This window comes from Paenibacillus sp. PastM-3 (genome assembly GCF_029893965.1).
Taxonomy (GTDB): Bacteria; Bacillota; Bacilli; order Paenibacillales; family Paenibacillaceae; genus Paenibacillus_AQ.
This window is the reverse complement of record NZ_JARXXP010000008.1, coordinates 54,067-71,866: the sequence shown is the minus strand read 5'-3', so window position 1 is coordinate 71,866 and position 17,800 is coordinate 54,067. Positions and strand designations below refer to the sequence as shown.

Annotated in this window: 13 protein-coding genes; 3 read left to right on the top strand and 10 right to left on the bottom strand. The window is 55.6% G+C overall.

What is annotated here, in order from left to right; translation table 11 throughout:
- Window positions 1–68 precede the first annotated feature (68 nt).
- Complete coding sequence (locus tag M2108_RS14070) at window positions 69–986, bottom strand: L,D-transpeptidase family protein (RefSeq protein ID WP_277470107.1); 918 nt, start codon at window positions 984–986, stop codon at window positions 69–71.
- Window positions 987–1,184: 198 nt separating this feature from the next.
- Between M2108_RS14070 and M2108_RS31430 the strand changes: the two genes are divergently transcribed.
- Window positions 1,185–1,799: a hypothetical protein gene (locus tag M2108_RS31430; protein WP_346780563.1), complete on the top strand. Its 615-nt coding sequence runs from the start codon at window positions 1,185–1,187 to the stop codon at window positions 1,797–1,799.
- A 438-nt stretch (window positions 1,800–2,237) separates the two neighbouring features.
- On the opposite strand, the gene M2108_RS14060 is transcribed toward M2108_RS31430, so the two are convergent.
- The 3 genes from M2108_RS14060 to M2108_RS14050 all read right to left on the bottom strand — a co-directional run bounded on the left by M2108_RS14060 (window position 2,238) and on the right by M2108_RS14050 (window position 8,164).
- Window positions 2,238–3,344: a diacylglycerol kinase catalytic domain-containing protein gene (locus tag M2108_RS14060; RefSeq protein ID WP_481857210.1), complete on the bottom strand. Its 1,107-nt coding sequence runs from the start codon at window positions 3,342–3,344 to the stop codon at window positions 2,238–2,240.
- A gap of 219 nt (window positions 3,345–3,563) precedes the next feature.
- Window positions 3,564–4,616 carry an SPFH domain-containing protein gene (locus M2108_RS14055; protein WP_277470109.1) on the bottom strand — a complete coding sequence of 351 codons (1,053 nt, stop codon included), beginning with the start codon at window positions 4,614–4,616 and terminating at the stop codon, window positions 3,564–3,566.
- A gap of 188 nt (window positions 4,617–4,804) precedes the next feature.
- A complete protein-coding gene (locus M2108_RS14050; RefSeq protein ID WP_277470110.1) occupies window positions 4,805–8,164 on the bottom strand; it encodes an Ig-like domain-containing protein in 3,360 nt (1,119 codons plus the stop codon).
- A 347-nt stretch (window positions 8,165–8,511) separates the two neighbouring features.
- Between M2108_RS14050 and M2108_RS14045 the strand changes: the two genes are divergently transcribed.
- Together M2108_RS14045 and M2108_RS14040 are read left to right on the top strand one after the other, a co-directional pair.
- Window positions 8,512–9,528, top strand: coding sequence for an ABC transporter substrate-binding protein (locus tag M2108_RS14045; protein WP_277470111.1), 1,017 nt, complete (start codon window positions 8,512–8,514; stop codon window positions 9,526–9,528).
- Between the two features lie 138 nt (window positions 9,529–9,666).
- Window positions 9,667–11,337 carry a helix-turn-helix domain-containing protein gene (locus tag M2108_RS14040; protein ID WP_277470112.1) on the top strand — a complete coding sequence of 557 codons (1,671 nt, stop codon included), beginning with the start codon at window positions 9,667–9,669 and terminating at the stop codon, window positions 11,335–11,337.
- A 233-nt stretch (window positions 11,338–11,570) separates the two neighbouring features.
- Here the strand turns inward: M2108_RS14040 and M2108_RS14035 are convergent, their stop codons facing one another.
- From M2108_RS14035 to M2108_RS14010, 6 genes are all read right to left on the bottom strand, one after another.
- A complete protein-coding gene (locus M2108_RS14035) occupies window positions 11,571–13,085 on the bottom strand; it encodes an alpha-L-fucosidase (protein ID WP_277470173.1) in 1,515 nt (504 codons plus the stop codon).
- Window positions 13,082–13,780 carry a copper homeostasis protein CutC gene (locus tag M2108_RS14030; protein WP_277470113.1) on the bottom strand — a complete coding sequence of 233 codons (699 nt, stop codon included), beginning with the start codon at window positions 13,778–13,780 and terminating at the stop codon, window positions 13,082–13,084. Before M2108_RS14030 ends, M2108_RS14035 begins: the two co-directional genes overlap by 4 nt.
- Window positions 13,781–13,981: 201 nt before the next feature.
- On the bottom strand, window positions 13,982–14,911 hold the full coding sequence (locus M2108_RS14025; RefSeq protein WP_277470114.1) for an ROK family protein: 930 nt from the start codon (window positions 14,909–14,911) through the stop codon (window positions 13,982–13,984).
- Window positions 14,908–15,615 carry an N-acetylmannosamine-6-phosphate 2-epimerase gene (locus tag M2108_RS14020; protein WP_277470115.1) on the bottom strand — a complete coding sequence of 236 codons (708 nt, stop codon included), beginning with the start codon at window positions 15,613–15,615 and terminating at the stop codon, window positions 14,908–14,910. The genes M2108_RS14025 and M2108_RS14020 overlap by 4 nt, the downstream gene beginning before the upstream one ends.
- Window positions 15,616–16,010: 395 nt before the next feature.
- On the bottom strand, window positions 16,011–16,829 hold the full coding sequence (locus tag M2108_RS14015) for a carbohydrate ABC transporter permease (protein WP_277470116.1): 819 nt from the start codon (window positions 16,827–16,829) through the stop codon (window positions 16,011–16,013).
- Window positions 16,826–17,707, bottom strand: coding sequence for a carbohydrate ABC transporter permease (locus tag M2108_RS14010; RefSeq protein ID WP_277470117.1), 882 nt, complete (start codon window positions 17,705–17,707; stop codon window positions 16,826–16,828). Before M2108_RS14010 ends, M2108_RS14015 begins: the two co-directional genes overlap by 4 nt.
- Window positions 17,708–17,800: the final 93 nt, after the last annotated feature.

Here is a 17,800-nt window from a genome sequence, read left to right as displayed (position 1 = left end):
GCGGCGTTTTTATTAAACAACTAAATATCAGACATTCTAAGTCCAGCTAAGGCTTGTGAGCACTGCTCTTACAGCTTCACTGTCCCCTCCTTGGCGTTCCACGCGAAGGTTAAACCGAACAGCGGGGTCAGGCTGCTTAGCGGAATATAGAGACGGCCGTTTACATTTTGGGAGGCCAGGATGTCTACCTCCTTGCCGTTCACCTTAGCCGTGCTGCTTAGCGGCTTATGGACTGCTGTATAACTGCCTATTGTAATAATCAGCGAGCCGGTACCCGGCTCCTGCTTCAGACTCCCCCCAAGAAGTGCGACCGACTCCCGCAGAGGAATGTAGACCCGCGAATTCTCCAGTACGAAGGATTCCTTTACCTTAACCGTCTCTCCATCCACGATAAAAGCGCCTGCCAGTTTAGTGGGGCCGACGGAATATCCATGTTTTGCGGCAATGCTTTTGAGATCGAGGCTGGAGGTTGTAATGATGACCGTTGTGTTCTTGGCCACCTTCGGATATAACCAGTGGATATCGTCGTTATGCATCCGGATGCAGCCTGCGCTGACATATTTGCCGATCGAAGATTCATTGTTATTCCCGTGAATGGCATAGGTGGTACCATACGTACCGTTCACTTCGAGCCCCAGCCAGCGGTCGCCGAGCGGATTAGCCGGATCGCCGCCGGGGATATTCTCTTTATAATAAGGCCTGTTCTTGGCTTTTAGCACAATCCGGAACGTTCCCTCCGGGGTCAGATTCTTCGTTTTACCTGTTGCGACTGGAAATACCTTTTCCAGCTTTCCGCCGCTAAAAAAGCCCAGAGTGTTCGTTTTTTTGTTGACGACGATCAGCTCTGAGGACGCTGCCGAACCTGCCGCTGCTGCTGATGCCAATCCGGGAAAACAAGCCGTAAACAACAGTAAAAAAACCAGCGTCAGCTTGATACCCGGCAGCCTTCTGCTTCTGTTAAATCGGGCGGTTTCTTGCCCTTTCATGTTGCCCCACCTCCACGTTATGGGTTATTCTGGAAAACTCTTTTATACATAGACGATATTACCCCCGATAAGTTGCAGAGCAGCCCGTACCTATTTAATCCGGCTTGTCCGCACAATCATGTTCTTGAATATTCAGCGCACCCTCCAGAGATAATAAGCCTGCATTACCAAACCGAAACTGCCAAGGAGGCAACGACTTTGAATTCAAATCTTTCCAGCCAGATCAACCAGTGTGAATCCATTATTCAGCAGCTTGTCGCCCAGACTCAGCAGGCCAGCCAGAACTACCAGCAGCTTCTCCAGCAGGAGCAGCAAAACGCGGCCAAACTGGAGGAACTGGCTCAGCGCGAGCACAAAGCAAGCCAGGTGATCCAGCAGGCGCTGCAGGGTCACAGTACCGCTGTCCAGCAGCTGCAGCAGGTTACTCAAACCTTGAGACAACTGGAGCAGAGCTCGCAGGCTCTCAGCTATAATACAAATCCGGGCTATAACACAAACCCGGGATATAATACAAACCCGAGCTACAATACCGGGCTCCCGCATTTTAATACCGGAGCTGCCAGCTACCATACAGGAGCTCAAGGATATACTCCGTCCTACAGCTCATCTATGAATCAGCAGCCTATGCACATGCAGCATACTCCGGCTGATGCCTCAATGCATTCTATTCCGTCGCACAACATCGGCTCAGGCAGCACAATGAGCCCATCAGGGTCGATCAGCCGGATCGGCACCCTTGGAGCAATCGGCTCCATGGGCAGCCAGAACCAGAGCTACGGTTCATCAATGAACCAGGGCCGCAGCTTCCAGTAAGCAGCATTATGAAAAGAAGGCTTCCGGGCATTGCGTCCCGGAGCCTTCTTTCTTTGTATGCAGACCATACGCCGGAGCAGCTTTGCCGCTGCCACTGGACTACTTACGGTCCGCCAATATGTTCTGTAGACCGAATATTGTCTAATGGGCCGGAATCAAGGGCATTTGTGCCTCTCATTCCGCGGATTTGGCCATGGGAGCCGGAATCAAGGGCATTTGTGCCTCTGATACCGCGCATTCAAGCAAAATTCCCTGCCATCATTAAGAAGCGGACTATTTATACTCAAAAAAGACTGCCTCCCGCAGATTTTGCGTCGGAAACAGCCTTTGCAATGTGAATTGAGCACAATATGCTAGGTGCATTGTGCATTAAGCATTGTGTATTAAGCAATCTGACCATGTATCTACGCGACACCTTAAGCAGGTCCCGCTGTGCGCTCAGACCACCAGCCGCCCCCGTTTCTCCGCCATGCTAATTACCGCTTCCACGCCGGAGTTGAACTCCAGGAAGTCGCTCTCCACGCCATCGCTGAAGATAACGCCATCCTCCGGCATCTGTGAGGTGATCCGCAGCGGCTCATCCCTGCCGACCCGGCCGAATACCAAGCCGGCGGAAGTGGTCCGGCTCGGAAAGGGCTCCCTAACCGTAAAATACAGGTTAGGGTCATCCCAGGCCAGCCGGCTCGCCATGCCGGCTCCTGTTCCAGCGGCTTCACCCTGCCTGCCGGTATCCTGGGACCTTCCCGCCGCTGCGGTAACCTCACCGGCTTTCGCTCCTGCTGCCAGACCCCGTCCGGCTGCGCCGCCAGATATACCAGCCGCTGCAGTAACACGGCCCGCAGCTTCCCGGCCGGCCAGCCCCAGCCCGGCGGCGCTGCGGGTAATGCCCGCCGCCCCGGCGAGTACGCTGCGCAGCCAGCCGGTAGAGCCCAGGCCGGTGGACACGATGATGCCGCTGGAGGATTGCTGCTCGGCGGTGCCGCCGTGCTGCAGCAGATAGCGTGCCGATACATGCGTCCTGCGGCCGATGAACAGGTCGTTCACGCCGTACAGGCTCTGGCCGTCATTCAGCTCGGCCTTGGCCAGTGTTACTTCACGCACCTGCCGGCGGCTGCGGAAGACCTCCGGCAGCAGCAGCCGCAGATCCTTGACGGTGAACGGCAGCAGCACGCCGTCCCAGCGCTGCGGATCGGGGTTCACGCCGATCAGCGGCTGCTCCTGCAAATATTTCAGCGTATTGGCCACAAGACCGTCCTGTCCCAGAACGACTACCGTGTCCTCATCGCCAAAAATAAAATTCGGCACATGCTGCCGTTCCAGCACCTGCACGCGGCCCAGTGCACTCAGCTCGATAACCGCCGTCTCCACCGCCTTGCGGTACGTAAGATCCTCGCTTATATAATCACTGAAGTCTGCGCCCAGCCGCTCAATATAGAACTGGGCCTGCTGGACCGTGTTATAGCGGACGACCAGCTCCTCAAGCCGCGTCTTGCGTTTGACCAGCACGATTTTGTTCTCCGACATCCGTCCCCCGCTGCTCATCATCGTCCAACCCCTCTCTGCACATCTGAACCGGCACTCATTAGCTGGTAACACCACCGCACCTGCCCGTCATTCATCATCCGCCAGCATCACCACTCCGGCCGTCACTTATTGTCCACCAGCATCACCGCACATGCTATCACCCATCGCCCATCCGCTTCTCCGACTTTACCCGCTCACAGAAACTGCCTTCCTGCTCTACCCCCTCTTCTGCCCTGCCGCTTATCGTCCACCCGCGCCTCTAGCCGCACCTGCACCGCCTGACGATCCGGCCATAATTCCCTGCAGCAGATCCGGTGTAATGTTCAGCTGCCCGATCTTGCCGGCATTCTCCGCCAGCTCCTGGAAGGCGATGGCAATCAGCTTATCCGGCTTCATGCCGACATTGGTGAGTGCCTGCAGCACATTCGGCGATACGCCCTGCAGCGAATTCATCACCGCCGACAGCTCGTAGGCTTTGGCATCTGCCTCTGCCTTCTGGTTCGCGACTGTCAAACCAATGAGCTCCTGCTTCTTCTCTTCCAGCGCCGTATCGAAGCTGAGCTGCTCCTCCTTCATCTCATTCTGCTTCTGCTTCACGAAGCGCTCGGAATCCAGCTGGGTCTGGCGGATCTGCTTCTTTTTCGTCTCCACTGCGATCTCTGTGTTCAGCTCGTTCTCCTTCACTCGGCGCTCCTGTTCGATCGACGCATTGCGGCGTTCATAAAGCGCGTTGTCTGCACTGCGGAGAATCTCCTCCCGGGCCTGTGCCTCCAGCGCGCGGAGCGTTTCTTTGTTCGGCACAATGGCCAGAATGGACAGTCCCATCAGCTCAATGCCCAGCTTCTCAATCTCCGCGTTCCGCTCGATCTCCTGGGTGATCGTCTTGGCCAGCCGTTCGCTCGACTGAATCGCCTGGCGCAGCGGAAGCTGCTCCAGCTGTTTTTTAGTCAAAACCTTGGCAATATTAATCACACGCTGGGCCAGCTTGCCGGGATCATCGGACAGGTAGGTGTTTTTTTTCAGATTATAGGTGTAGTTAAGGATCTGTGTTGTTTTGCTGTAGTCGACAATCCGGTAGGTCAGCTGCCCCTGCACCGTTACCGTCTGATAATCAGCTGTGATCTCTTCGAACATGAACGGGACATCAATCGAGGAAACAGGGACCACAATGACGGAAGTCGTAGGCACATAATAGTAAAAAGAAAGCCCCACTCCCTCACGCACCACTTTACCGTTCTTCACCTTGAGCACGTACTCGCTAGGCTGAAATTTCACGAATTTGAATCCGAACATGGTCATTACCTCCCGAATTAATGTTATTAACATTTTGTTATTAACAATACTTTATCACACTCATTTGATATTATCAATGTGTTAATAACTATTTCTCTCAAAAAAATACCGCACCCTCCAAACCGGAGAATGCGGGCCATCTGCAACCTGCTGCTATTATAATGTACGAGTAATTAGGGTGAGTTCCGTTATTTTACGACAACCTTAACTTTGACCGTTTTGCCGCCGTATTTTACCGAAATATAGGCTGTGCCTTTACTGTTGGCCTTTACGAGCCCGTTTTTGCCTGTGGCAGTCAGCTCTTTGGTCGAGGCCCAGACTGCAGTCTTTGAAACATCCGCTTCGCTGCCGTCTTCAAAAGTAGCTGTAGCAACCAGCTGCACCGACTGACCCACGCTCAGGCTGAGGTTCATCTGGCTGACCTCCAGGTATTTCAGTACATCTACGGTTACCGGCACCTTGACTGCTTTGCCGCCGTATTTGGCAGTGACATAGGACTTGCCGTAGGCTACTGCTTTCACGGTTCCGCCGGTGACCGCCACAATTTTATAGCTCCCGCTCTGCCATTCCGCTTTAGCGGTAACATCCTTCGTTTTACCGTCGCTGAAGGTAATGGTTGCAGTCACCTTGGCCGACTCTCCGGATTTCAGCGCCAGATTGCTGACCGATGCTTTAATCGATGAGATCTGATCGACCTCGATATTGACCGTTACTTTTTGCCCGCCATAGGAAGCTGTTACTGTCGTCTTGCCTTTGGCTACGCCGGTAACAAGGCCTTTTTTGACCGTGGCAATGGTTGTCTTGGCAGATGTCCAGTCGGCATCCTCCGTAACGTCTATCTCTGTGCCATCCGAACCGGTCGCTGTCAAAGTAATCTGCTCTTTGTCAGCAGGGGATAATGTAACCAGGGTTACATTTGGAGCCAGCTCGTCAACCAAGCCAACATTTACAGTGATTGCTACTGATACATCGCCTATTTTGGCCGTAATGACTGCCGTTCCGGTATCGACAGCTGTGATCAGCCCGCCTTCCACCTCAGCCACCTGCTCGTCACTTGTGCTCCATTCCACATCATCTGTCAAAACCAGATCACTGCCGTCGCTGTATTTCCCCGTAGCAACGACCTGATAGGTTTCATCCTCCTCAAGCTCCACCGTTTTGGCTTGCAGTGTCAGCTTGCTTGGGGTTCCTGCGGTTACCTTGATCGTAGCCTTCTTACCGCCATAGGATGCCGTAATTACTGCACTTCCAGTGGAATACGCGGTAACCGTACCGTTATTCACATCAGCAACGTCTTCATTATCCGTGCTCCAGACCGCATCTTCCGTTACATCCTGCGTAGTGCCGTCTTCATAGCTGGCCATCACCGTCACATCTTTGCTCTGGTCAATGCCAAGGTTCAGCTTACTGATGGTCAGATTCAGCCGTGAGGCAGTCTCCACATTAACGGTAACCGTAACGGTTTTGCCGCCGTATACCGCTGTTACCGTAGTCGTACCGGATTTATAGCCGGTAATCAATCCCTTAGTCACGGTCGCGATATTATCATCAGCGGTAGTCCAGACTGCGCTGTCCGTTACCACACTCGAAGCACCATTCGCATCAATCGCGGTCAGCACCAGCTGCTGCGTCTTATTGAGCCGCAAAAACACACTGTCATCGTCCACGTTAAGTTTATTTTTTTTGCCTACAGCGGCGGTTAATGTCACTGTTTTCGAGCCGTAGCTTGCAGTGATTGTCACATTGCCTTCCGCGTAAGTCGTAATCGTCCCCTTGTCGGCATAGGCAACAGCTTCATCGCTGGAGCTCCAGGTCGCCTTGTCCGTCACATCGGCAGTTGTTCCATCGGCAAAAGTCGCCGTTAGCACGATCTGCTTGGTCGCATTCACCGCCAGATTCACCGCTGTCTCGCTGAGCGCGAGATGTCTGGCTGTACCGACATCCACCGTAATGGTGGTTGTTGTTCCATTATAAGTACCTGTTATGGTAGCAGAGCCTACCGTATATCCGGTAATTAGGCCTTTGCTGACGATGGCAACGCTTTTGTCACTGGAGGTCCAGGTAGCATTTGCTGTCACGTCGGATGAGGAACCGTCCCCGGCAACAGCAGTCAGGCTGAGCTGCTTCGTCCCGCTTACCTGCAGGAATACATTTTCACTGCTTGCCACCAGCTTGCTTACCGAACCGACCTCTACCTCAAGTGTAGTTTCCAGAGTGCCGTAAGTTGCGCTGATGGTAGCTGTTCCTGCTAATTTGTAAGTGGTTATAGCGCCATTTTTGACATAAGCTAACAGCTCATTGCTGGAGCTCCAGACCGCCTTAGCCGTTACATCCTCCGTACTTCCATCAGCGTAAGTTGCCGTAAGCGTAAGCGTATGGCTGGCACTGGTCTTCAGACTAAGCTGCTCCTCGCTCAAATCCAGATAACGCGCTACTGCAACATCCACATCCACCTGCACCGATTTATCGCCATACGTACCGGTGATGGTTGCCGTTCCGGCTGTGTAGCCGTACACCTTGCCTTTATATACATAAGCAACCCCGGAGTCACTGGAGCTCCAGATTGCCGTGCTGGTCACATCTTTGGTCGTCTCGTCAGGGTAAACAGCGGTCAGTTTAAGCTGCTGTGCTGCTTCCGGCTTGAGGAAGACGCTCTGATCATCCACTATAAGCTTGCTGGTCTGATCAACCGTTACCTGAATGGTAACCGTTTTGGTGCCGTATTGGGCTGTAATCACCGCCGATCCCTGCTTGTAACCGGTAATGACACCTTTCAGCGCATCTGCAACCGATTCGTCGCTGGTTGTCCAGGTGGCGAGCGAGCTTACATTCTCAGTCGTCCCATCCGCAAAAGTCGCGGTCAGTACAACCGTAGCACTGTCGTTCAAAAGCAGGGTAAGCTCCGGCTGGTCAACCGTTATCCGCTTGGCCACCTCGACGTTTACGGTAACGGTGATTGTTTTTTTGCCGTATACGCCTGTAATGGTGGCTGTGCCGGAAGCGATTCCCTTCACTTTACCATTAACAACAGTAGCAACTGCGGCAACGCTAGTACTCCACACCGCACTGTCGGCCACAGTAGCATCGGTAGTATTATCCGAGTAGGTTGCTGTCAAAATAATGCTGTCCGTTTCGCCTTTGCGCAGATCGAACGACTGTACATTCTGGGTCAGCGCTTTAACCTTTTTGGTTACGGTAACGGTAGCCGCCTGCGAATACTTCGTCCCGTCAGAGTATGTATAGACAGCAACAATTGTCGCCGTTCCTTCCGCCTTGGCGGTTACAATCCCGTTATAGACCGAAGCAACGGCCGGCTTATCGCTCGACCAGTCTGCATTCACAGTAACATCGCCTGAGGTTGTGTCGGAGTATACCGCCGTAGCCGTGAGCACATAGGTATCTTCAATGGATAGGGACAGCTCGCTTGTGTTCAGCACGATTTTGGAGACAGTGACTGTCGTGGCAGCCAGTGCCAAGCCCCCGTTCCCAAATACCAGAAGTAACGACAATGCCATCAGCAAAAAACGGTTAAAGCTATTTCTTCTCAATCTTGTACCCTCCTGAATGAATAATAAGTTTTATTATTTATCGACATTTTCCGATCTGAATAAAGGGTACTAAAGACTCATCTTTTCTTATAACAACGATATAAGTTAATAACATTATTAGTATGATCAGCTACCGGCGGACACACTGCATGCATCATAACAGCCTAATCTGAATTTATTCTGAAAAGCTGAAACTTTATTTCACTCCCGGTACATGCCTGTTTTGTACAAAACCAATTCCGCTGCCGGAGTTTGTCCATTGAGCCGCAGAAAACTTTACTTTATGATGGTGCAAGCGAGAATGATTCTCAGTTAACAAGATCGTAATTCATTTGGGAGGTACATTTATGTTAAAAAAAGCAAAACAACCCTTAGCCGTTCTCTGCGTCATCTTCCTGATGAGCGCACTTCTGCTTGCCTGCGGAAATAACAACGGACAGACAGAGACCGGAAATGCCGCAAATACAGCAAGCAATACCGCTGCAAGTGCTGCGCCATCTCCGGAAGCTTCGGGTACCGCCGCTACAGCAGAGACACAAACGTATACAGACTACAAGGGCCATACGGTAGAAATTCCGGTAACGCCGGAGCGCATTATCTATTCGGGAGAAACTTACGGTGACCTGGCTGCACTTGGTGTGAAGGCAGTCGGTTATCCGCTGTCCATGGGGGAAGGGCAGATTTTTGAGGATCAGCTTGCCGGTGTGGAGGAGGTCGGCTTCCCGATCAATCTGGAAAAGACACTTGAGCTGCAGCCTGATCTGATTATCTACGCCGGAACGGATGAGGCAGACTTTGAAGCCTTGTTCAAAATCGCACCGACGGTTATTTTCAACACTTTCGCCCCGCTGGAGGAACGGATGACCGAGCTCGGCGTGCTGCTGGGCAAAAAGCAGGAGGCGGAAAGCTGGCTGGCGCAGTACAAAACCAGTGAAACCGCCATGTGGGAGCAGCTCAAGGCTGCCGGCATGAAGGAAGGCGAGACTGCCTCCGTCTTCACCTATTATCCGGGTGACCGGCTGTTCGTAATGGCTGCGACCGGGCTGTCGCAGGTACTCTACGGCGAGGGCGGCTTCAAGGCTCCGGCACCTATACAGACTCTGCTGGATGAAGGCACCGGCTTCCTGGAAATCTCGATGGAGGTCATCAGCCAGTATGCGGGCGACCGGATTTTTATCCTGACTCCTGTAGCTGATGAAGCCAAGCAATCCACCGATGCCATGATACGGAGTGAGATCTGGAAGAGCCTCCCGGCCGTCAAAAACGGCTACGTCTACACGCAGGACATTATGAAAACCTCTGCCGACGCCTCGACCAGGGAGTGGCTGCTTACAGAATTGCCGCGCCTGATGGGCGGAAACTAAGCATATATTAATCAGGCCGGGCTACGCCCTGGCCTTCTAAATGCAAGGAGCTTATCAACAACCGTTGATAAGCTCCTTTGTTTTGGCTACAATGAGTTTATTTGATAATCATTCTCACTCATAAAGGGAGGTCCGCTCATGCTGCCATCATCTACGCCGCCCGCCCCGCTGCATTCCCTGCTGTTTCAGCTGACAGGTGCCGCGCTGGCCGTTCAACCTGCCTGGTCCCCTGCGGAGCCGCAGACAACACATTCCCATCTGCTGCTCATCTGTACTGGAGGCAGCGGCATGCTCACGATCCCGGACGGGACCGCTCCTCTGAGTGCAGACCGATGCTTTCTCCTGTCTCCCGGAACTACATATACGGCAGCTAACCCGGAAACGACGCTGTATTATTATCAGCTCTCATTCAATATCTACCAGACTGCCGGCCGGCCGGGGATTTATACGGAGGATCTGCTGCCCGGCAGGCAGGAGCTGCTTGTTCATCCGTTCACACGGGTCATCAGGCTGGCTGAAGAATTGACCGCCAGCCCGGATGACAGCAGTGAAGTCCAGCTGTACAGGCAACAGCTGAAATTCCAGGAGTTGCTGCTCCTGCTGCTTGAGCATAACTATCCTTCCGGTGAGGCGCCGAGTCCGGCCGAGTCCGTGGAAGGAACCATCCGGTATATGCAGGAGCACTATATGGAGAGCATCACAGTCAAACAGCTGGCTGAACAGGCCGGAGTATCGCTATGGCAGTACACACCGCTCTTTCAAAAGCTTACCGGCCAAAAGCCGCTCGAATATCTGACCGGGCTGCGCATCGGCCGCTCGCAGCAGTTGCTGCTGGAGTCGGCAGAGCCGCTGCGTGAAATCGCCCGGCTGACCGGCTTCTCCGATGAATATTATTTCAGCCGCCGCTTCCGCCAGATGACCGGAGTTACACCCGGCCAATATGCTATGACGCAGCGCGGGAAGGTCTCCGTCCAGGATTGGACCGGCCATACCGTGGACATTCCAGAGCGGCCCAGACGGGTCATCTACCACGGCGAGACGCTCGGTGACCTGCTGGCGCTCGGCGTGAAGCCGGTCGGCGGCGGCGAGGAATTTGCCCGGAACAGCGTCTATAAGCACCGGCTGAAAAGTCTGGCCAATGTCGGATTCCCGCTGAATCCCCAGCTTACGGCCTCACTCCGCCCGGACCTGATCATCATCGCCAACTCCGATGAGAAGGTGTACAAGCGGGTCGCGGGCATCGCCCCCGCCCTCACCTTCGATTCGTTCGCTCCGCTGGAGCACCGCATGCGGACGCTGGGCGGCTGGCTCGGCAAGCAGCGCGAGGCCGAGGCCTGGCTTGCCGGCTTCGCGGACAGGAACGCCGCCATGTGGCAACGGCTGTACGGCAGCGGCGTGCTCTCACCCGGCGAAACCGCCTCGGCGCTGATCTTTGACCATGGCAATCATCTGTATGCCATGGGGCTTAGCGGACTGTCCAGCGCGCTGTATGCTCCGGGCGGCCTGCGGCCGGCTGCGGAGATCCAGGCGGTGCTGGACGCCGAGCTCGGCTTCGCCGAGCTCGATCCGCAGCGGCTGCATGCCTACGCGGGAGACCGCGTCTTCATGCTCGTTCCGGAGCGTGAAGACTCCCGCGCAGCGATGGATGCGCTGCTCGAAAGCCCGGCCTGGCGCAGCCTGCCGGCTGTGCAGCAGGGCCATGCCTATTTGCTGGACAGCAGCAAATGGAACTTCAGCGACGCGCTCACACGCGAGCGGCTGCTTACGCTGCTGCCGAAGATGCTGGGCGGGCATGGAGCCGCCCAGTAATGCGTAAGCCCCCGCCACTTGGATGGCGGGGGCTTGTTGCAGCTGCGCGAGGGTCCGACAACAAACGGAGTTTTACCGTTTGTTGGGCTCAGCTTGCGGCGATTTCAGAGGCATTTTTGCCTCTCATTTACGCCACAGGCCAGCTTGCGGCGATTTCAGAGGCATTTCCCCTCTGACTCCCACCCCGCACCTGTCCCTGCCCCACGCGCAGCCCCCTGTCCATGGTCGTTTAACTATCTAGCCATCTCTGCAGAGGTATACTCGATCCTCAGCACAACAATCCCCTGCACGCGGACAGCATCAGGCAGCTGCACTGTCAGCCCCTTCACTTCGCGGCTCCACTCCAGCGGCTCCTTCCAGCCAAGCAGATCCACCTTGCCGATCTCACCGGCCAGCAGCTTGCAACCGCTGCCCAGAGTCTCGACGACAGCTATTCCGTCTTCGGGCCAGCCCATGACGGAAGCATACAGCAGCTTATCACCTCTTGCTGTGAAGCGCACATCCTGCGCGGTGAACGGGCTGCGCTTCGTATCGTTGAAGGTGCCGCTGACGATTTGCGTCGGCCCCTCGCCGTACACCTTCCATGGCCGGGTGCCGTAAATGGCCTCGCCGTTAACGGCCAGCCAGTCGCCCACTTCGCACAGCAGCGCCTGCTCCTCCTCCGGAATCGTGCCGTCCGCGCGGGGGCCGACATTGAGCAGCATGACACCGTTTTTGCTGACGATATCGACCAGGTCACCAAGGATGGCCCCCGAGGTTTTGTACTTATGGTCGGCAATATGGCACCAGGCCGTCTCCCCAACTGAGGTACAAGTCTGCCACACATCCGGATTAATATCAGCCAGCTGGCCGCGCTCCATATCATAAACGGCTGTCCCTTCGGCAAAAGCATCAAATTTATAATTGATGACCGTTCCCTGTCCCCACTCGGCAGCTTTGTTGTAATAGTAGGCAGCCATCTTTTGCAAATAGGGCTTAAAGACAGGCTGCTCAATCCACCAGTCAAAGTAGAGCAGCTGCGGGCCGTAGCGGTCAATCAGATCACAGGTGCGCACCAGCCAGTCGTCGAGAAACTCCTCATTCGGCGGCAGAATCGGCAGCGGATAAGCCGGATCGCCGTAGGTAGGCTGCGCCGGACCGTAGAGCTCCGCATAGGCCGGGTCCTGTACATCGGAAGGAATATCGCGTCCGCCGTTGTAATACCACCAGTTCTCTGCCCGGTGGCTGGATACGCCAAAGGTCATATAATGCCGGCGTACCGCCGCCGCAAGTTCTCCGATGATATCGCGTTTCGGGCCCATTTTGGCGGCGGTCCACCCGGAGTAAGGACAGTCATACATCGCGAAGCCGTCATGATGCTCAGCCACCGGAACAACAAACGCGGCACCTGCCCGCTTGAACAAGGCTGCCCATTCCTCGGCATTAAATTTCTCTGCTGTGAACTGCGGAATGAAATCCTTATAGCCAAAAGTATCAGGTGGACCGTATGTAGCAAGGTGATGCTCATACACCTCGGTCCCTTCCCTGTACATGTTGCGGGCATACCATTCCGTCCCGAAAGCCGGCACAGCATACACCCCCCAGTGTATGAAAATGCCGAACTTCGCATCCTCATACCAGCGCGGAACCGAATAGGCATCAAGGGAGGACCAGTCTGCCTGAAAAGGGCCGGCCTCAACGGTGGCGTTAATCTCCAGCTTTTTGGCTTTGCGCAGTTCGTGTAGCGTTGACTTTGACAAGCAGCTCACCTCTTCCATGTATTCAAAATCTGCCGGACAGCCTTAAGCCGCCCGGGATCAACCGGTCCAAGCGGGTTCCCGTCCACTCTTACTGCAGAGCCGAAATGCACGCTCCTTACTGCCGTTTTTTCCAGAAAATCTTTAAGCCCCTCCGCGGTCAGCCCGCTTCCGGCCAGAATCGAGGGCTGCTGCCGGGTGGAGGACAGCCGCTGAAGGACAGCAATCCGCTCCGCCCCCTCCGGAGCAGTCGCCTTGCCGCCCGAGGTCAGCAAATCCGTAATCTGCTTATAGCGGCACAACACGTTCAACGCCGCCAACTGATCCGGAATTTCATCAAACGCCCGGTGAAACGTCACATCCATTCCGTCTGCAGCTTCTAGCAGCCGCTCAAGCAGCTCCACATCCACCGAGTGGTCTGCCCGGAGCACACCTGTGACCAGCGAAAGGCCGCCGGCAGCCCGGATATGGCGGATGTCCCGCAGCATCACGGCAACATCCTCCCCGTCATAGCAAAAGGAACGAGCATGCGGCCGCACCATCACCCGGACAGGGATAGTAACCGCCTCTCTCACAGCTTCAATCAGCCCCAGGCTTGGCGTCAGGCCTCCCTCAAGAATCCCCGTAATCAGCTCAATCCGGTCAGCACCGTGTCGTTCGGCGGTAACCGCATCATTCACCGTGGTAGCAATAACCTCTAACAGCATTTTAAGTCCGCTCCTTATTCAGAGGCAGTCCGGCGGGCCAGTCAGGTATGTCCATTCTCTCTCCTTACCTGTTCTATCCGGCTGGCGGCAAAATCCCCGTTTTCCTTCCATACTACACCCGGTACAGCCTCCCGTCATTGTCATTCGCAGACCAGCCCGGCTATCCGCAGCATCCCCATCTCATTTCCTCTTCTGCCAAAATTAATCCGGCACTCCGGCAAAACGGCACTCCAGGCCCTGCTCCCTATCCATAATCAGCCTGGCCGCCCCGAGCAGCCCGGCCTCATTCCCAAGCTTGGCCGGCAGCACCTTGATGGACAGCGGGGATAACACCGCCAGCCTGCTTAGCCACGCCTCCCACCAGATAGAGTGGGATTCAGCAACCCCGCCGCCGATAATAACGGCGGCGGGATCCAAATAGGACTGGATGTTATGCACCGCATAGCTAAGATCATCCAGATACCTCTCCACCACGTCCGCCGCCAGCGGATGCCCGGCAGCAAAAGCCTCCAGCAGCAGCCGCCCATCCCAGCGGGCATCGGCCTCCCCCGCCCGGCGGCTCAGCGCCGTGCCGGACAGATACTGCTCGGCGCAGCCGCGCTGCCCGCAGTTGCAGGGCAACCCGCCGGGGTAGAGTACGGCGTGGCCGAACTCCCCGGCGGCCCCCTGGCTGCCGGACACCGGCGCGCCGCGGTGCAGGAACGCTCCGCCGACGCCGGTGCCCAGCGTCAGCATCGCGAAGCTGCCGAGCCCGGCGGCTGCGCCGAGCCAGCCCTCGCCGACGGCCGCGGCGTTGGCATCGTTCTCCACCGCGGCCGGCAGGGCAAATTCGGCTGTCAGCGCCTCCGCCAGCCGCATGCCGGTCCAGCCCGGCAGATTGTCCGTCGCATAGCGGACAATCCCTTCCGCGGCGTCGATCCGCCCTGCGCTGCCGACGCCGATGCCCCCCACCTCCGCGCCTTCGCTCAGGAGGGCGCGGATCACGTCCTTCAGCGCGCGCAGAATGCCTGCCGCGCCTTCAGTGACCGGAGTTGCCGCCTTGCTTCGGGCGGCAATGACGCCCTGGGCATCAATCAGCGCAGCCTTGATGCCCGTGCCCCCGAGGTCGGCGCCGATGTAATACCGGCTCACGGCTCGCCACCGGAAGGCGAAGCGCCGCGCAGCGCCTCCACATACCGCCCGGCGATCCACTGCGGGCGGGTAATGGCCGAGCCGACCACGACGAAGGCCGCCCCGCGGCGCAGTGCCTCCGCCGCCTGCTCCGGCTGGCTGATTCCGCCCTCGGCCACAACCGGAACCGGCAGTGCGGCGGCCAGCTTTTCGAGCAATGCAAGGTTAGGAAGCTCTGTGCCTGCAGTCTCTGCGGTATAGCCGCTAAGCGTGGTTGAGATATAATCGGCCCCCCACGCCGCCGCCTGCACACCTTCCTCAAACGTTGCAATATCGGCCATTACAGCTACTCCGGCCTGCTTCAGTCCGGCAATTGTCTCCTGCAGGGAACGGCCGTCCGGCCGCGGCCGGCCCGTCCCGTCGATCGCTACAATATCCGCACCGGCTGCATGGATGTCCAGCGCAGCCTCCAGCGTCGGAGTGATGTAGACCTCGCAGCCTTCGGTCTGTTTTTTGACCAGCCCGATTACCGGCAGTCCCGTCTCCGCCTTGATCGCTTTAATGTCGGCAGCACCGCCGGCACGGATTCCCGCCGCTCCTGCTTCTTTCGCCGCCCTGGCCATTGCCGCCATATGATGGCTGCCGTGAAGCGGCTCATGCTCCAGTGCCTGGCAGGAAACGACCAGTCCGTGCAGGGGAATCTGCCCCCTTTTCCCAGCGTCCATTAAGCCCACCCCCTTAGCCATTTAATTCGGTTGTACCCTGTACCTTCCGTAGCGGGCTTTTCTGCGAAAGGCTGGAAGGAAGAAATTAGTTGGAAAAAAGCAGCCTAATTTCACTCCATATGCGCCCAAACAGAATTTAGTTGGAAAAACATCACTTAAATCCGCAGTTTTAATGCAATATGCGTACTAAGCTCAAGATTAGATAGCTTTTTTCCACCTAATTCCTGCAAACCACGAAAATCAGCAAAATTAAGGTACAAAAATCCACCTAAATCCGATCCGGTATTTCCGGTATTCCTGGTATTCCCGGTATTCCCGGCACCCCAGGCATCCTCCGCATCCCCTCACTGGCTCCCGCACATCCCGGATAATCCGCACGCCCTTCCTACTCCCCGCTACCCCTTAACAGCTCCGCCAACCAGACCTTTTATAATAAAACGCTGTACGAACAGGTACAGGATAATGATCGGCAGCGCCACCAGTGCAGCACCGGCGAACATTTGCGGCCAGTTGGTGTTGTATTGGCTTTTGAAGGCCATTAGTCCGACGGGCAGCGTGCGCATTTCCGGCGAGGACAGATAGACCAGCGGGTTGAAGAAGTCGTTCCATGAGTTGATCGCCACCACAATCACACAGGTAGCTGTAATCGGCAACGTCAGCGGAAAAATAATCTGCACAAACGTCCGCCACGGCCCGCAGCCGTCCACCAGCGCCGCCTCTTCAATTTCGGTGGGAACGGTTTTGAAGAAATTCACATACAGAAAGATCGGCAGAGCCAGTCCCGAAGCAATCTGGATCAGGGAAAGTCCGATATGCGTATTAAGCAGATTTACCTGGCGCAGCACCAGAAATGCCGGAATCGTACCGGAGAATGCCGGCAGGATGAGGCCCATCAGGAAAAAGGTCGACATGGCATCCGATTTGTAGCGTTTGCCGTGGTGCAGGCCATAAGCGGCCAGTACGGAAACGCCGATTGCGGCGGCGGTGGTCATAACCAATACGAGAATGCTGTTACCGAAGTACGGAAGCAGATTGCCGGTCTTGAAGGCCTCCGAGTAATTGCTCCACTGCGGATCTTTGGGCAGGCTCAGCGGATTGACCGTCGATGGCGTCTGAAGCGAGACGGAGACCAGCACCGCCATCGGCACCAGCACGATAATCAGGGCGATAATGAGCACGGTATAAATTGAGGTTTTCTGCAGGGTTGTTGTCAATTCGCCACCTCCATACGGCTGAGCAGTTTAATCTGTACATAGGTTACAGCCAGAATCATCACGGACAGAATCATCGCCATCGCGGTGCCGTAGCCCATTTGCGAGGTTTTGAAGGCATACTGGTAGATCATGATGCCGAAGGTCTGGGTCGAGTTGGCCGGTCCGCCCTGGGTCATGATGAACACATGCTCGAACATTTTCATGCAGCCGATGACCGACAGCACGGTGTTGACAATAATAGAAGGGATCAGCAGCGGCAGGGTGACCCGCCAGAATTTATTCCACGGCCCGGCACCGTCAATGCTCGCAGCCTCATAAATTTCACCTGATACAGACTGCAGGCCGGCCAGATAGATCATCATCGAGTAGCCTGTGTACTGCCAGACCATAACAAGGGCAATCGCGTAAATCGCTAAGGAAGGATCACCCAGCCAGTCCAGGGCGGCCAGTCCGTGTAAACCGATTGCGTCAAAAAACTTCGGCAGAAACCCGACCATCGGCGCATACATGTAGCTCCACACATAACCGATGACGACGGTGTTCAGAATGACCGGAAAGAAAATAACCGCCCGCATCCAGACAATCCCTTTTAGCTTCTGATCAAGCAGCACGGCCAGCAGAATTGAGGCGCTGTGCTGCAGCACGATTACGACAACCGAGAGAATGAGCATATTTTTCAGCGCGGTCAGCAGCAGCGGATCACGGAAAGCCTCCCGGAAGTTCTCCAGCCCCACCCAATCCGCCTTGAACGAAAAGCCGTTCCAGTCCGTGAATCCGTAATACAGGCCGCTGAAGATCGGTCCGGCAAAAAACAGCAGATAGATCAGAAGCGCTGGTAGAATGAACATTATATAGTTGCGGAAATTCATGAATTTCATGTTGCGCCTCCATCCTTCACCCTAAAATGGGTAAAAAAAAGAAAAGCTAGCGAAAGACACAGTCGTCCTTGTTCTGATCTTCCGCTATTCTTT

Excerpts from the sequence above, each read along its gene's own strand:
- M2108_RS14045 (WP_277470111.1), top strand. The coding sequence starts at position 8,512 with ATGTTAAAAAAAGCAAAACAACCCTTAGCCGTTCTCTGCGTCATCTTC.
- M2108_RS14060 (WP_481857210.1), bottom strand. The coding sequence starts at position 3,344 with ATGATGAGCAGCGGGGGACGGATGTCGGAGAACAAAATCGTGCTGGTC.
- M2108_RS14055 (WP_277470109.1), bottom strand. The coding sequence starts at position 4,616 with ATGTTCGGATTCAAATTCGTGAAATTTCAGCCTAGCGAGTACGTGCTC.
- M2108_RS14040 (WP_277470112.1), top strand. The coding sequence starts at position 9,667 with ATGCTGCCATCATCTACGCCGCCCGCCCCGCTGCATTCCCTGCTGTTT.
- M2108_RS14070 (WP_277470107.1), bottom strand. The coding sequence starts at position 986 with ATGAAAGGGCAAGAAACCGCCCGATTTAACAGAAGCAGAAGGCTGCCG.
- M2108_RS14020 (WP_277470115.1), bottom strand. The coding sequence starts at position 15,615 with ATGGACGCTGGGAAAAGGGGGCAGATTCCCCTGCACGGACTGGTCGTT.
- M2108_RS14030 (WP_277470113.1), bottom strand. The coding sequence starts at position 13,780 with ATGCTGTTAGAGGTTATTGCTACCACGGTGAATGATGCGGTTACCGCC.
- M2108_RS14010 (WP_277470117.1), bottom strand. The coding sequence starts at position 17,707 with ATGAAATTCATGAATTTCCGCAACTATATAATGTTCATTCTACCAGCG.